The 13,928-nt window shown below is 29.0% G+C and carries 15 protein-coding genes and 1 pseudogene; 14 read left to right on the top strand and 2 right to left on the bottom strand.

Annotated elements, in window-relative coordinates; translation table 11 throughout:
• Window positions 1-201: 201 nt before the first annotated feature.
• From Q0714_RS10805 to Q0714_RS10870, 14 genes and pseudogenes are all read left to right on the top strand, one after another.
• Entirely contained in the window at window positions 202-2,643 is a 2,442-nt protein-coding gene (locus tag Q0714_RS10805) for a hypothetical protein (protein WP_298264873.1), read from the top strand.
• Window positions 2,643-3,662: a hypothetical protein gene (locus tag Q0714_RS10810; protein ID WP_298264874.1), complete on the top strand. Its 1,020-nt coding sequence runs from the start codon at window positions 2,643-2,645 to the stop codon at window positions 3,660-3,662. The genes Q0714_RS10805 and Q0714_RS10810 overlap by 1 nt, the downstream gene beginning before the upstream one ends.
• Window positions 3,663-3,672: 10 nt before the next feature.
• Complete coding sequence (locus tag Q0714_RS10815) at window positions 3,673-4,692, top strand: hypothetical protein (RefSeq protein ID WP_298264876.1); 1,020 nt, start codon at window positions 3,673-3,675, stop codon at window positions 4,690-4,692.
• Window positions 4,689-5,738 carry a hypothetical protein gene (locus Q0714_RS10820; protein ID WP_298264878.1) on the top strand — a complete coding sequence of 350 codons (1,050 nt, stop codon included), beginning with the start codon at window positions 4,689-4,691 and terminating at the stop codon, window positions 5,736-5,738. Before Q0714_RS10815 ends, Q0714_RS10820 begins: the two co-directional genes overlap by 4 nt.
• A 13-nt stretch (window positions 5,739-5,751) precedes the next feature.
• Complete coding sequence (locus Q0714_RS10825) at window positions 5,752-6,369, top strand: hypothetical protein (protein ID WP_298264880.1); 618 nt, start codon at window positions 5,752-5,754, stop codon at window positions 6,367-6,369.
• 478 nt (window positions 6,370-6,847) lie between these two features.
• Window positions 6,848-7,396, top strand: a complete 549-nt coding sequence (locus Q0714_RS10830; protein WP_298264881.1) for a TetR/AcrR family transcriptional regulator — start codon at window positions 6,848-6,850, stop codon at window positions 7,394-7,396.
• A 435-nt stretch (window positions 7,397-7,831) separates the two neighbouring features.
• The gene (locus Q0714_RS10835; protein ID WP_298264883.1) at window positions 7,832-8,311 is read left to right on the top strand and encodes a hypothetical protein; all 480 of its coding nucleotides are present in this window, start codon (window positions 7,832-7,834) and stop codon (window positions 8,309-8,311) included.
• On the top strand, window positions 8,312-8,707 hold the full coding sequence (locus Q0714_RS10840; RefSeq protein WP_298264885.1) for a hypothetical protein: 396 nt from the start codon (window positions 8,312-8,314) through the stop codon (window positions 8,705-8,707).
• 124 nt (window positions 8,708-8,831) lie between these two features.
• Window positions 8,832-9,443 (top strand): DJ-1/PfpI family protein, encoded by a 612-nt coding sequence (locus tag Q0714_RS10845; protein WP_298264887.1) that lies wholly within the window; start codon window positions 8,832-8,834, stop codon window positions 9,441-9,443.
• Window positions 9,444-9,456: 13 nt separating this feature from the next.
• Complete coding sequence (locus Q0714_RS10850) at window positions 9,457-9,615, top strand: hypothetical protein (RefSeq protein ID WP_298264889.1); 159 nt, start codon at window positions 9,457-9,459, stop codon at window positions 9,613-9,615.
• 80 nt (window positions 9,616-9,695) lie between these two features.
• On the top strand, window positions 9,696-9,848 hold the full coding sequence (locus Q0714_RS10855; protein ID WP_298264891.1) for a hypothetical protein: 153 nt from the start codon (window positions 9,696-9,698) through the stop codon (window positions 9,846-9,848).
• A gap of 219 nt (window positions 9,849-10,067) precedes the next feature.
• A pseudogene (locus tag Q0714_RS10860) lies at window positions 10,068-10,178 on the top strand (ABC transporter permease); the annotation flags it as partial.
• A gap of 3 nt (window positions 10,179-10,181) precedes the next feature.
• The gene (locus Q0714_RS10865) at window positions 10,182-10,922 is read left to right on the top strand and encodes an ABC transporter ATP-binding protein (protein WP_298264893.1); all 741 of its coding nucleotides are present in this window, start codon (window positions 10,182-10,184) and stop codon (window positions 10,920-10,922) included.
• Between the two features lie 4 nt (window positions 10,923-10,926).
• A complete protein-coding gene (locus Q0714_RS10870) occupies window positions 10,927-11,922 on the top strand; it encodes an MlaD family protein (RefSeq protein WP_363317272.1) in 996 nt (331 codons plus the stop codon).
• Between the two features lie 32 nt (window positions 11,923-11,954).
• On the opposite strand, the gene Q0714_RS10875 is transcribed toward Q0714_RS10870, so the two are convergent.
• Window positions 11,955-13,169: a metallophosphoesterase gene (locus Q0714_RS10875; RefSeq protein ID WP_298264897.1), complete on the bottom strand. Its 1,215-nt coding sequence runs from the start codon at window positions 13,167-13,169 to the stop codon at window positions 11,955-11,957.
• A gap of 11 nt (window positions 13,170-13,180) precedes the next feature.
• Window positions 13,181-13,765 (bottom strand): CDP-alcohol phosphatidyltransferase family protein, encoded by a 585-nt coding sequence (locus Q0714_RS10880; protein ID WP_298264900.1) that lies wholly within the window; start codon window positions 13,763-13,765, stop codon window positions 13,181-13,183.
• Window positions 13,766-13,928: the final 163 nt, after the last annotated feature.

The raw sequence follows: 13,928 nt of genomic DNA on the forward strand, positions 1-13,928 counted from the left end.
CAAAATTTACAGTATCTGACTATTTAAGAAAAAAATAATTAACAAAAAAATGGTCAACCTATATCAGTATAATACAAAACAAACTAAAAAATGAACAAATGAAAAAAAAGAATTTCATTTATATAAACAGAAAAATACGTAATATATCGTATTTCTCAAACCACATAACTACTTTAAATTACCAACCCAAAGTAAACGTTTATGAAGCATAAGAGTATCTTACTAATTGCACTGGTTAATTTATTCTCATTTGCATTTGCACAAAATATAGATTGGCAAAATGCCCCAGTAAACCCATTACCAAAAGGTGCTAACTTAAAAACTACGCAACTAAAAGGAGATGTGTTTCAAGAATATTTTTCCTTTTACGATGTTAATGGTAATACGCTAGATTTTGATAACATTTATCATATAAAAAGAGACCAACAAAACAGACCTATTGCTTATACCTATTCTGATGGAAAAACAACAGTGGCTACATACGATGCAAATGGAAATTTAATAAACGATGAGGATAGAATTTATGAATATGACAACTATAACCGAATAATAAAAGCAACATATTCCTACCAAACTATCGAATACAGTTACCAAAAACAAGATGACTTACTTATGGTAACTATCGTGTCTACAACAACAGATAAGGCACCAACCACTAAAATAGAATACTACAGAAATGGCTTATTAACTGCAAGAAAGTTAACCCTAAACAGTGAGAAAACCTTTTTTAAATACAAATACGATGAAAAAGGCAACTGGATTAATAGGACAGAAACCTCTGCTGCAGGTAATTTAATAAAACAATACACAAGAAGTATTATTTACCATAGTGAATATAAGGATTTTAACAAAAATGCAATACTAAAAAAGACAACAGGAGATCAAAATTTAAAAGGAGGGCTTGCAATACCTTATTTATATATTAACGGAAAATTAGACAACACAAATTTATTTGGCAGATTCAATAATGATTATATTTTTTTCAATCCTTTAACGTCTACCTATTACATTGCCCCAAATGCCTTTGATGAGAGTATTTCCTTAAATAATTCAATACCCTTTAAGCCTTTAATTAACGTACAAAACATAATTGTGAGCGATGGAAAAACTGCAATTTGTATAGAAGAAGGAAAGACCGGTATGTTTTCCAATAGGAAATGGGAGGTTAAAACCGAATATAGAAATATTATTATAACTGATGCCAAAAGTGATGACGTATACTTTGCTGAAAATGCTTTTGGTAATGGTGCAAATAATGGAACCACGGCATACCCAGCCATTTCTATGACAAATAAAGGCAGTGAAGTATGGTATATACTAAACCAAGATAAGTCACGCATTGCATTTTATCATAAGGGAAAAAAAGTACCTGTAACTTCCAAAGGTTTTATTGCTAACTCACAAGACCAAGTATATGCTGTAAATGGCGTAGCTACTTATGTTGCTCAAGATTATAGCAATGCAAAACCAATGCAATTTAACAAAGGCCGCATTTTTGATTATTCTAATGATAAGCTAGCTACAACCACCATTAACAATAATATAAACACATCTCAAAAGAAATCATCAACCACTTCGTGCACATCAGGAAATTGTACAGACGGTTATGGGACATATACTTATGAAAGCGGTGCAAAAGTAGAAGGTTTTTTTAAAAACGGAAAACTTAACGGTTACGGAGAGTTTATTTACGCCAATGGCGACACTTATAGTGGTAATTACCTTGAAGGTCAACTCGATGGTTATGGCATTTACCACTGGAAACAGAACAACTTACACTATTATGGCCATTGGAAAAATACAAAACAACACGGTTATGGATATTTTGTGAAAAACGGAGAAACTGTTGAAGCTGGTATTTATACTAATGGTCAACTAACTACCAATTTACTCACAGCCTTTCAAAACAAAAAAAACAACGGTACTTGTTTAGGAGATTGTACCAATGGCTATGGGTCTATCACCTACAATCAAGGTGATGTTTATGAAGGACTCTTTAAAGACGGTAAGCCATACAAAGCTGGTACTTATATGTGGACTAACGGCAATAGTTATATGGGCGATTGGGACGATTTAGGTAAAATTAATAATTCTGGACAATTTTTCACCAGTTCATTTGTTTATAAGGGTGCTTTTGCACATAATGGGTTTATTACAGGACTTGGTGTAAAATTAGACAAAAAAACAAATCTAATTACCTATGGAGAGTTTAAAGAAGGAAAATTAGTGGTTGATTATGCCAATCGCAATACATCCACTAACAGTACAAATATCACATCAAACAAAAAAAGCAATTACAAGTATATAGGTAAGGTAGATATAGGTAGTAGAAAAGTATCGCCAGAAGTCAGGACATTTATTAATTCATTTAACAAAAACCAAGATAATATCTCAAAACATATAACAGATTTAGGACAAGTTATTAGAGAAAATAAAGCTGAAGGTGAATCAGACCGCAAAGTGTTTTTAAGAGTTTTGAACGAAATTTATAATGTAAATAAATATTTGGCTTTTAGAACTGTTATGGCAGTAGATAAGAAAACTTTAGACTACGTAATAGCTAATGCTCCAAAAGATATGAGAGACTATTTTAGACAAGAAGCAAAATATTTTCAACGTATGAATAATCAAAAGCAACAATAATGATATATATTAATAAACCATTTTTTTTGTGTATTCTATTATTGAATTCACCTGCCTTTTTAGCTCAATCCCTACCACAAATAAACGCTAAGGATTATGAATTTGAATCAAACACCAAACAAGTTGAAATTACCACCTACAATATTGAAAATGATAGTGTAGTGGTATCAAAAATTAGTAGCTACAGCTTTAACAGTGAAGGTGCTATGGAAAGCTATGAAAGCCGAAATAAGCAAAACAAGTCTTGGGAAAAAGAAAAAAACACTTATAAAAAGGGGAGATTACACAAAAAAACTGGGAAGTATAGTAATTCTGTCCTAAATAAAAAGCATCACTACACCTATGATGACAATGTTCATCTAAGCAATGAGCAAATTCGTTTAAATAACGGAAATACGAATACCGTAAAATTCGAATATAAAGACAATTTGCTTCACAAAATTAGCAGTAATTTAGATGAAACTGTCATCACACATCACTATACCCAAAAAGGACATTTATATAAAAAGGTATATGCTATGAAACAAGCTGGCAAACCTAATCTTGTTTCCAATCATTTTTACTTAGAGAATAAAGAGATTTTCTCTTACATAGTGCCAAAAAACCATTATAAAGCACATATCTATAACGAAAACGTATACATTGGTTTTGAACTTATAGACGACGAGCGTATTAAAAGCAAACTAGATAAAGGAATACAACGATTTAACAAAGAAGCACCCAAAGATAATCTTCCGTTCAATTTACAACAACATTGTAACCAAACTTGGCAATTTTACAATAAAAATTTAGACAAAGTAATCCCTTTTGAAATAAAAATTTACAAGTACAAAAAAGATGCTTCGGGTAATAAAATAAAATATGCTGAAGCAATAGTTGATATAAAAACTAAAACCATTTCTAGCGTTAGTTTTTATAAAACAACTTTTAATAATAACAGTGTTGTAGGTAGTACAGCTTTCGATGAAAACCTATTTTCAGAGTTTAAAGAAGATATTACATTTATAAATATCCCATAACATTTATAAAATGACAACTAACAATTTTGAAATAAAACCACTATCCTCTCAAGACAGAAATAAACTTAGAAAACAGTACTTATTTGCTGTTTTGTTCTTAGGTGTTGCAAGTGCTATATTTTCTTTCATCTATTTTTTTGTTATAAAACCAGATAACTTTAGTGGGATTCCTTTAGTGATGTTTTCTATATTTCTGGTATTCTTTGCTGGTATTTTTTCTTATTTATTCTGGAGTACGTATATCGATTTAAAACGCGGTATTAAACACTGTTACACAGGTATTATTACCGATAAACGTGTTGACAAACACACTACTAAATCAAGAAGTTATAATACAAGAATGGGCACAAATACAAGACACAAGTCTAGCAGAACCTATTATTATATAAGTATTGATAACAACGAACATAGTGTACCCTATTCAGAATATGCTAAAGTAAACGTTAACGATAAAGTGTATTTAGAATCTAGCCCAAAAAACAAAGAAGTTTTAGCTTTTACTATTTTAGAAAAAAATCAAAATCTAATTACAATTACTGCCAAAACATCTTATTCTTCCCCGTTTAAGAGTAAAAGCATTACTAAGCCAATGCGCCAAAGTGAAATTGATTTAGTAAAAGAAATATTTTTTAAAAAAGTAAGACGAGCATTAATTTACATAGCTATTTACAGCATTTTATTGTTTACCCTATGGCAAGGAATATTCATTTTTTTAATTCCTGTAATAATCGCCTTTATTTATACTTCAATTAAATTGCTGATTCTGATTAATAAGTATGCAAAATTCAATAGAAACGGAAATCTAAAACAAATAACTACAGTACAAGTAATCGACAAGTTAACAACGACTTCTAATACTAGCTCTACTAAATTTAGAGTGACAACCAATGTTGAAAGTATTAATGTTTCTGAAAAAATATACAAGAAACTAAAGGCAAATGCTATAATAGAATTACACAAAGCAACTTTTCTTAAATACTTAGTAGGTGTTAGTGTTGATGAAGGAACACAATATTTAGAAAATTTATGAAAGCCGGACTTTTCAAAATAGCATATAGCATCATCCTTATATTTTTTATAAGCCATAAGCTATATAGCAATGCAGCTCAACCTGGTATTTGGAACGCAGGCGGCACTGTTTTTACAATGCTACATCCCGAAGATTCCCTTAGCTTTAAAAAGGTGCAAATGCAACAAGAGCAAATTTACATTCAGTTGTACAAAGGCTTTGCGGTTGTAAAAGGCGTTTACTGGTTTCGCAATACTACTAAAGACCGCTTACAGTTTAAAATGGGATACCCTGTAAATGGTATTTACGCTGGCGGAGAAACAAACTTAAACCAAGTGAGTATAGATTCATTAAATGCGTTTAAAATAAAAGCCAAAGGCAACTGGCTACCACTACTTAAACAATCTTATCCAGAGCTTAATAATAATGATAAAAATACAATGCCATATAGCGACAATTGGAAAGTGTGGGAAATGACGTTTCAACCCAACGAAATACAAATTGTCGAAGTATATTTTATAGTAAATACCAATAATGCGCAAATAAGAAAGGGTTATAATGTGGATAACAAAAATGCGTTTATTTACTTGTTAGAAAGTGGCAGTGTATGGCAGTCACCAATTGAAAAAGCAACGTTTTATGTGCAATTAATGGATGGATTGCTGCCAACAGATATAAACGAAATGTCTTCAGGTTTCCATTTTAAATTTAGCAAAAAACATAAACTATTTGTAGGTGAAAAACAGCACTTTTCACCTACACCAAAAGACAATTTAGTGATTAACTATTATACTCAAGAAGCTAAATTTTCATTTCATAATACGCTTTCAAACACCAATGCTTTGTACTTATCTATTGACAGTTTAGGAACTTTACCTAAAAATGGCCTCGAATATAAAGCCATAAAGTTAGGCAACCCTTATAAGGTAAAACCCACAGTTGATGGTTTTTTACCAATGCTATTAACCTATTTTGTAATGTATCTTCCAGGTATTATAATTGCTTTTTTAATAATACTATTTATACAATATATGCTTAAACGAAGAAAACTAAAAATCAATTCTTAAACTAGTCTAAACAATGCATTCCTTTATTGAAAAACATCTAAAACACTATTCGCAATGGGATTTTTTGGTTTTCACACTCTTTACAATTATTTCCATTTTAAATGGAAAAACCACCATATTTTATATTCTCTATTTCTTTTGGTGCAATGAAGTATTGCGCATTATTATTGACCGCCTACTTTATAAAAGTAACTCAAATGCCATTTTAGGATTATCTAAAAAGCCCTCTATTTTACCTTCGTTATTCCCAATGGGTATATATTTTGTATTTATTGTAGTCTTTTTTGGTTTTGTATCCAGCTGGAAAAATGAGGAAATTACGTTAATGAATATGCAAATATTGTTTTTTAAAAATACATTTTTTGTACTTAACCTAATTTTTGTAGCTATAGAACGCATACTACTTCACAGAACACAACAATCAGTAATAGTTATTTTTGGAATATTCACACCTAATATGCTCATACTTCATATTTCAATTATTCTCGGCGCTTTATTAATGTTTTTTGTTGTACGTAGTTTTCCCGAAACATTTACACCAAGCAACCTATGGGGTTCGGTTATTATTATCTTTCCATTCTTACTTATAAAAGCTTTTTTTGCATATTACAGACAGAATAAAAAAAATTAACTGGCTACAACAAAGAACTGAGTTAAAAAACAAGTAAATTCTTCAATATTATTTGGCACAACAATTATAGACCTATTAAGTATTTTTTAATTTTATTGGGTAAAATTTGTATACTTATGATATAAAAGAGAAACAAATTATAACTTTTAAGTTCTTTTTATAGTTTTAGTGCGCAATTAGGTGTGTATAATTACAGAAAACAATATAAATAACTGTTTAACAGTGTAGTATAAAAAGGTGGTTAAACCTGCCACCCCGACTTTTTAACAAATCAATTAGTAACAAAAACTTGGTAGTCGTAAGATTATCAAGTTTTTGTGGTTTTACGACTATCATTTAATTTGAATTGATTTAGTTAAAAAAATGATCTACTAGCTTGTTTTATTGTAAAAAATTAAAAGTCTCCAAATTTCACAAAATTAAACGCTTTCGTTCAATAATTTTTATATATTTGCATTAAACGAATACGTCTAATACTATGCCTGCACTTAAAATTGAAAAAACAAAATGGTTAAAACTAGGAATCGAGTACTTTTCTATTATAGGAAAACAAGGAATAAATGTAGAGCAAATGGCAAAAAAACTTAATTGTAACAAATCTAGTTTTTACCATCATTTTAAAACCAAGAAAAATTTTTTAAATGAAATAATTCAGTACTGGTATAACAAAAGTATGGAGCCAATTATAACTGAAATTGATAGTATTAGAGATCCCAAATTAAGGTTTGAGCGTTTTTTAATTTTAGGTTTCCGAGATAAATCGAGAAAAGATTTAATGTTCTATTTAAGAAAAGAATCCGAAACAAATTCCAATCTAAAACAGTTATTAAATGAATTTAAAAAAACAAGAATCATATATGGTTCTCAACTAATTCAGAAGTTAGGCTATTCTGAAAGTGAGGCAATACAAAAAGCAGAAACTCTATATTTATTTTATATAGGTTGGTACGAAATAAATAAATCATCAAATAATGATAAAGACATTGATGATGGAATTGACCTTATTAAAACATTTATTAAGTTTTAATTACTGATTAAAAACTTCATCAAGTATGCTAAAAAAAATTATACCATCGATTATATTATATTCTTTGATTGTTTTTCTTTTCTTATATCATTCTTTTAAACTCTATAATGTTTATTTAGGAATTGACTTTATGGCTTCAGAAAACTTTTTAAGCACTTTATCTACCACTTTTAATGAAAGATTAATTATAAAATTTTTAGAGTATTAATATTAGTAAGTTTAGCCTTCATTTTAATTGTTAAAAACAAAAAAATTGGAATAATAGGAATGTGGTTAGGAATTGGCTTGCTTGTATTATCACAATTTTGGCTAGTTTCAAAATCAACTGACCAACTATTTCTTTCAATGTTTTCAGGTTTAAAACCCCTAAAAGGATTCCTATTACCAACTATTATAACAATACTCTATTTAAAACGTAAATAAACAAAAAACAAAATGGACATTAATAAGGATTGGAATATCATTCGACAACATTTTAATAAAAGTTTTAAATCAAATTTTCACGTATCTATTGCGTCCGTTGACACCAATAACAACCCAACAGTTACACCTATTGGGTCGCTTTTTTTAAATGATAATCAAACAGGTTTCTATTTTGAAAAATTTCCATCAAAATTACCATTATGTGAAAACTTAAATAAAAATATTTGTGCATTAGGCGTTAATAGTAATCGCTGGTTTTGGATTAAATCCTTGTTCAAAAGAAAATTTCCTAACCCACCTGCAATAAAACTATATGGAAAATTAGACAAAAAAAGAAAGGCTACAAAAAAGGAATTAGAAAGATTAAACAGAAGAATGAGAGCTACCAAAGGATTAAAGGGAAATACTTATTTATGGAAGAACATGGAATTTGTAAGGGAAGTTTATTTTGAAAAAGCTGAAAAAAATAACCTTGGTAAAATGACACAATAAATGAATATCTATTTTTTATCTGCTGGAATTTTATGCTTTTTATTGGGGATTGTTCATTCAATTCTTGGGGAGTATTTAATTTTTAACGACAAAAGGGATAAAGGAAAATTAGTGCCATCAAAAGAAAGTAGTGAATTAAAAGAACGACATTTAAGAATACTATTATGGGCTACTTGGCATTTGGCATCTATTTTTGGCTGGTGTATTGGGACAGTATTAATAAAAGTAGCATTAACAAAAAACCAACAAAATATAGAATTTGTTGATTTTATTTTACAATCAATCGTTTATACCATGGGCATTAGTTCTTTATTGGTTTTAGTTGGTACAAAGGGAAAACATCCTGGCTGGATAGTGCTTTTAATAATAGGAATATTAACAATAATTGGAAACTAAAAATAATAAAATTAAAAAAATAACCTTATTAACTCTGCTTACCTTTCTGCTTTTAAGCTGTTCTGAACAAACAAAAAATAATTCTGAAAAGACAACAAATGCTAAAACATCAAAACAAGAAAAAATGACAGAAAAATTGATTAACAAAAACCTGCCAACAATAGGAATATTAGTATTTGATGGAGTAATCATTAATGAAGTTGTAGCACCTTTAGATGTTTTTTCAAATCCAGATATTCAAGGAAGACATCTTTTCAATGTTATAACAATAGCAGCTGAAAACAAGGTATATGAAAGTGCTCTCGGTTTAAGGATAACACCAGATTATTTGATTAACGCGATACCTAATTTAAAAGTTTTAGTTGTTCCTAGTTCCTATAATCCATCCGATCAAACATCCAATAAAAAATTAGTTGATTTTGTAAAAGAACAAAATAAAACAACTGATTACATTGCAAGTCATTGTGCAGGAGCCTTTTTAATTGGTGAATCAGGTATTGCTGATGGAAAAGAAATTGTAACCTATTGCGGTGGTGGAGAATCTTTACAATCAATCTATCCAAATATAATGGTGGCAGACGATAATAAAGTTTCGGTTGTTCAAGATGGAAAATTTATTTCTTCAAATGGTAGTCTAGTAAGTTATATTGCATCATTTGATCTATTAGAAAAACTAACCAGCTTAGACCATAGAAAATTTGTTGAAAAAGCCATATTGATTGATAGACTAAAATAAAACATTAGAAATCATGAAAGCAATAATTGGAGGAGGAATAGGAGGATTTACTACAGCTTTAGTATTTGAAAAATTAAGAACCCTATACAAATTATTCGAAAAAGCTAAAACTATTGATGCAGTAGGTGCTGGTATTTGGTTACCTCCAAATGCACTTCAGGTATTTGATTAGATAAATCCAAAACTATTGACAAAAATTAAACAAACTGACACAAAGGTAATATCTGTCTCATTGGAGATGCTGCCCACAGTATGACTCCAGATTTAGGGCAAGGTGAAGCGCAAGCCATTGAAGATGCTTTTTATTTAACACAGGCAATTAGCAATTCAAAAAAGGAAGAAGATGCCTTTGTTGATTTTCATAAATCTCGAAAAACAAAAGTTGAAAAATTGGTTAAATTGTAAAGACAAACATCTAAAATGGCCGTTTTAAAATATGGTTCAAGTTTCAGAAATTTTGCATTAAAGAATATGCCAGAAAAATACACTCTAAAACAAATGCCAAATATCTATACTTTATAATAACATAAATTATTAATAAATAATGTATATCAAATCAAAAGAACGCATTCTTACAGCGTCCATTTTAAAGCTCTTATTTGAACTTAGTATACTAAATTATCTGCTGTTGGTGTAGGTAGAGCATCTAATACAGCAGTGGTTTACTCTTCAATGTTATTATTTATTATAGATTTTATTGCGGTATTTATTTCTGACATTTTTTTCGAAATTTAAATTATGAAACCAAATACAAACATATCTCCAATTTTAAAAATTGTAAATCTTAAAAAAAGCTTTGGAACTAACCACGTGCTTAATGGATTTAATTTAGAATTATATAAAGGTGAAAATTTAGTATTAATGGGGAAATCAGGTTCAGGAAAATCTGTAATGATTAAATGTTTGGTTGGATTGATGCAACCCGATGAAGGTCTTATAGAAATTATGGGAAAAGATATTTCTACATTAAGTCAAAATGATTTGAATAGCCTACGCACTGAACTGGGATTTTTATTTCAAGGAAATGCGTTGTATGATTCTATGACTGTCCGAGAAAATTTAGAATTTCCCTTAAGAAAAAGTATTGAAAAAAATTTTGATACAGAAGAACTAGTATTACAGGCACTTGATAATGTAGGATTAATTGACGCCATTGATTTAATGCCTGATGAACTTTCAGGTGGAATGAAACGAAGAGTAGCCTTAGCACGTGCTATTATTTTAAAACCGAAGATTATAATTTATGATGAACCAACAACGGGCTTAGACCCAATAACTGCAAAGGAAATTATTCAATTAATAAGAGCTATCCAACACAAACAAGGTACTTCATCATTAATTATTACTCATGATGTTGATTGTGCCAGAGTTATTTCAGAACGTATGATTTTATTAATTGATGGTGTTAATTATATTGAAGGAACTTTTAAAGAATTAGTCTCTTCAAAAGATGAAAAGGTTCAAGCATTTTTTAAATAATACTATGATGAAACAAACGAATACACAAAAATTTAATTTAGGGCTGTTTATTGTAATAAGTACATTACTATTAATCCTAACCCTATATTTTATTGGAAACAAACAAAATTTATTTGGAAATACCTTTAAAATAAGTGCTGTATTTAATAATGTAAATGGTTTACAACTTGGTAATAATGTTAGGTATTCAGGAATCAATGTAGGAACGGTAAAAAGTATCGTTATGATTAATGACACCACTATTTGCGTTGATATGGTTATTGAAGAAAAAATACTTAAACACCTGAAAAAAAATGCCATAGCTGCCATAGGCTCAGATGGTTTGGTTGGTAGTATGGTGATAAATATTGCCCCTAATAAAAATTTATCAAGAGCTTTGTTACCAGGTGACACCATTCAATCCTATAGCAAAATTAACACAAATGATATGCTGGAAACCTTAAACACAACAAATGAAAATGCAGCCATACTTACCTCAGATCTTCAAAAAATCACAACAGCTATTAATCAAGGAAAAGGTACTTTAGGAATGCTAATTAAAGATGATGAACTGTCAAAAAATTTAAAACAAACCATCTTAAATTTAACCAAAACAAGTGCTGAAGCATCTCAAACTTTTTCAAAATTAAATACCATCGTTACTTCAATTAATTTTGACCAAAGTATTGCAAATTTAATTGTTAACGATTCTATTGCTACCAACCAATTCAAATCGGTAATTACAAATTTAGATTCATCAAGTAAAAAAATGGACTCTGTAATAACTAATTTAAATGCTTTTATTACAATGCTACAACATAGCGAAGGTACTTTAAACTATTTAGTTAAAGACACTATATTGGTTAAAAACATTGATGAAACTATATTTAATATTAAAGAAAGTAGTGTTAAACTAAATGAAGATTTAGAAGCCTTAAAACACAATTTTTTATTTAGAGGCTACTTTAAAAAGTTAGAACGTCAAAAAAAACGTGATGAAAAAAAGGCTATTAAACATTAAATTAATTACCTATTTGTAAATACGTTATACTACTAATTTTCAAGCTTTATCAATGTAATTTCTGGTCGCATTCCCAATCTACCAGGAAAGCCCAACCAACCCAAACCTCTATTTACATATAAATATTGATTATTAAACTTATAAAGACCTGCCCAATGTTTATATTTATATTTTATAGGACTCCATTTTTTATTTTTAAACTGAATTCCAGCTTGCATTCCGTGGGTATGACCAGAAAGTGTAAGCGCAATATTTTCTTTACCTACTACTTCTTCACTCCAATGCGTTGGGTCATGTGAAAGTAAAATTTTAAAAGAAACACCTTTGGTTATAGTCAATGTTTTTTTTAAATCTCCATATTGTTTGAATGGAGGAACTCCCCAATTTTCGATGCCTAAAATGGCTATTTTTTCATTTTCTTCTTCATAAATGTCAGCTTCATTCAATAATACTTTAAAGTTTATTTTCTGGTAAAATTTTAAAATAGCTTTAAAGTTAGCTTCCTTTAAACTAGCTGTTTCCCAAGTGCTATAATCTCCATAATCATGATTCCCTAAAACTGCAAACTTTCCTTTGGTTGCGTTTAATTTGTTAAAAACAGTATCCCAACCTTTCAATTCCCAAGCATAATTATTCACTAAATCTCCAGTAAAAAAAATAAAATCAGGATTTAAATCATTTATCATATTTACTGCTCTTTCTAATATTTGATATCGGTAATTAAAGCTTCCTAAATGAAGATCTGAAATATGGACAATTTTTAAATGATTAAATTTTTTAGGCAACCATTCAAACTTTAACTTCACTGTATAAACTTTAAATCGATATACTGCCAAAAAAATTCCATAAAGTATTACAAAAAACGGTAAAACTCCTGAAAACACTCCAATTAACGGAATAACAATCAGAGAAACTTCTTCAGTAAAAAAAGTATTAGAAAAATAGAGTACACTAATAATAATTACAAAAATTATTTTTGGAAAAAAAGAAGTTACTGTAAGTCCATAAAGCGATGATATAAACAATTGTTTACGTTTGGGATGTATTGAATTTAAAGTAACTCTTAAAGTAATTATTGAAGTTATTAAACCAAAAGTAAACACCCAAAAAGCCGTATAAACTATTGGCCTAAAAAAAGGAATTTCTATTGATTTTGTGATAGCCTGTAGCCAATAAAAAGTTAAAACATCAACAATTAAAAATGCTATACATAACCATATTATTGATAAAAAAGAAAATTTCCGCATTTCATAAACTATTACAATTTTAATCTTCTTCTATCTCTTAAAGCCCAATAAATTCCTTTTACGCCTGTCACCCAAGAATCATACATGAATATGAGTGTAATTTCTTCAATAGTTTCTAAAACCCCCAATATAATCATTCCATAAAACAACCAATAAATAGGCTCAAAAAATAATAACCATAAAATAAAAACTGCTTGTACTATGGCCGATAATTTTGCCAAATAAGTATGAAAGGCAGTTGCTTTTTTATATTTTATAAATGCGAGTAGCATTTGAATAACATAAGGCAAAAAAGCAATTAGAATTAGCAGGTAATTTTTTTTTAAAAATTCGTATTCAAAAACAAACAAACCTAACAAACCAATAGCAAATGTAATTTGGTCTCCAAATGAGTCTAATTGAGAACCTCTAGCGCTTGCAATATTTAATTTCCGAGCTAAAAACCCATCAATCATATCCGTACTATAACTAACTAATAAAAACCAAGTAAATAGGTTTCGATTATCTAATAGTAATAGACATATTAACCATGGAGCTGCAGCAATTCTATAAAATGAAAACCAATCAGCTATATTGTAATTTTTAAACGTAAGCATTATTTTAAATCAAATTTCTTATTTCTTATAACATCCATCAATTTAAAATTACTTTTATTTCTTCTAAAAAATAATGACTCCCATCAGTTTATGTACATTTTATGTATTAAAAATCAAATAATTAAACTTTTTTTCCGAAATTTAATAGTAAAATCTCTCTTAA

It is taken from the genome of uncultured Lutibacter sp., from assembly GCF_947493565.1.
Lineage (GTDB): Bacteria > Bacteroidota > Bacteroidia > Flavobacteriales > Flavobacteriaceae > Lutibacter > Lutibacter aestuarii.

Bases quoted from the DNA above. Each gene is read 5' to 3' on its own strand.
- Q0714_RS10805 (WP_298264873.1), top strand. From the start codon at position 202: ATGAAGCATAAGAGTATCTTACTAATTGCACTGGTTAATTTATTCTCA.
- Q0714_RS10810 (WP_298264874.1), top strand. From the start codon at position 2,643: ATGATATATATTAATAAACCATTTTTTTTGTGTATTCTATTATTGAAT.
- Q0714_RS10815 (WP_298264876.1), top strand. From the start codon at position 3,673: ATGACAACTAACAATTTTGAAATAAAACCACTATCCTCTCAAGACAGA.
- Q0714_RS10820 (WP_298264878.1), top strand. From the start codon at position 4,689: ATGAAAGCCGGACTTTTCAAAATAGCATATAGCATCATCCTTATATTT.
- Q0714_RS10825 (WP_298264880.1), top strand. From the start codon at position 5,752: ATGCATTCCTTTATTGAAAAACATCTAAAACACTATTCGCAATGGGAT.
- Q0714_RS10830 (WP_298264881.1), top strand. From the start codon at position 6,848: ATGCCTGCACTTAAAATTGAAAAAACAAAATGGTTAAAACTAGGAATC.
- Q0714_RS10835 (WP_298264883.1), top strand. From the start codon at position 7,832: ATGGACATTAATAAGGATTGGAATATCATTCGACAACATTTTAATAAA.
- Q0714_RS10840 (WP_298264885.1), top strand. From the start codon at position 8,312: ATGAATATCTATTTTTTATCTGCTGGAATTTTATGCTTTTTATTGGGG.
- Q0714_RS10845 (WP_298264887.1), top strand. From the start codon at position 8,832: ATGACAGAAAAATTGATTAACAAAAACCTGCCAACAATAGGAATATTA.
- Q0714_RS10850 (WP_298264889.1), top strand. From the start codon at position 9,457: ATGAAAGCAATAATTGGAGGAGGAATAGGAGGATTTACTACAGCTTTA.
- Q0714_RS10855 (WP_298264891.1), top strand. From the start codon at position 9,696: ATGACTCCAGATTTAGGGCAAGGTGAAGCGCAAGCCATTGAAGATGCT.
- Q0714_RS10865 (WP_298264893.1), top strand. From the start codon at position 10,182: ATGAAACCAAATACAAACATATCTCCAATTTTAAAAATTGTAAATCTT.
- Q0714_RS10870 (WP_363317272.1), top strand. From the start codon at position 10,927: ATGATGAAACAAACGAATACACAAAAATTTAATTTAGGGCTGTTTATT.
- Q0714_RS10875 (WP_298264897.1), bottom strand. From the start codon at position 13,169: ATGCGGAAATTTTCTTTTTTATCAATAATATGGTTATGTATAGCATTT.
- Q0714_RS10880 (WP_298264900.1), bottom strand. From the start codon at position 13,765: ATGCTTACGTTTAAAAATTACAATATAGCTGATTGGTTTTCATTTTAT.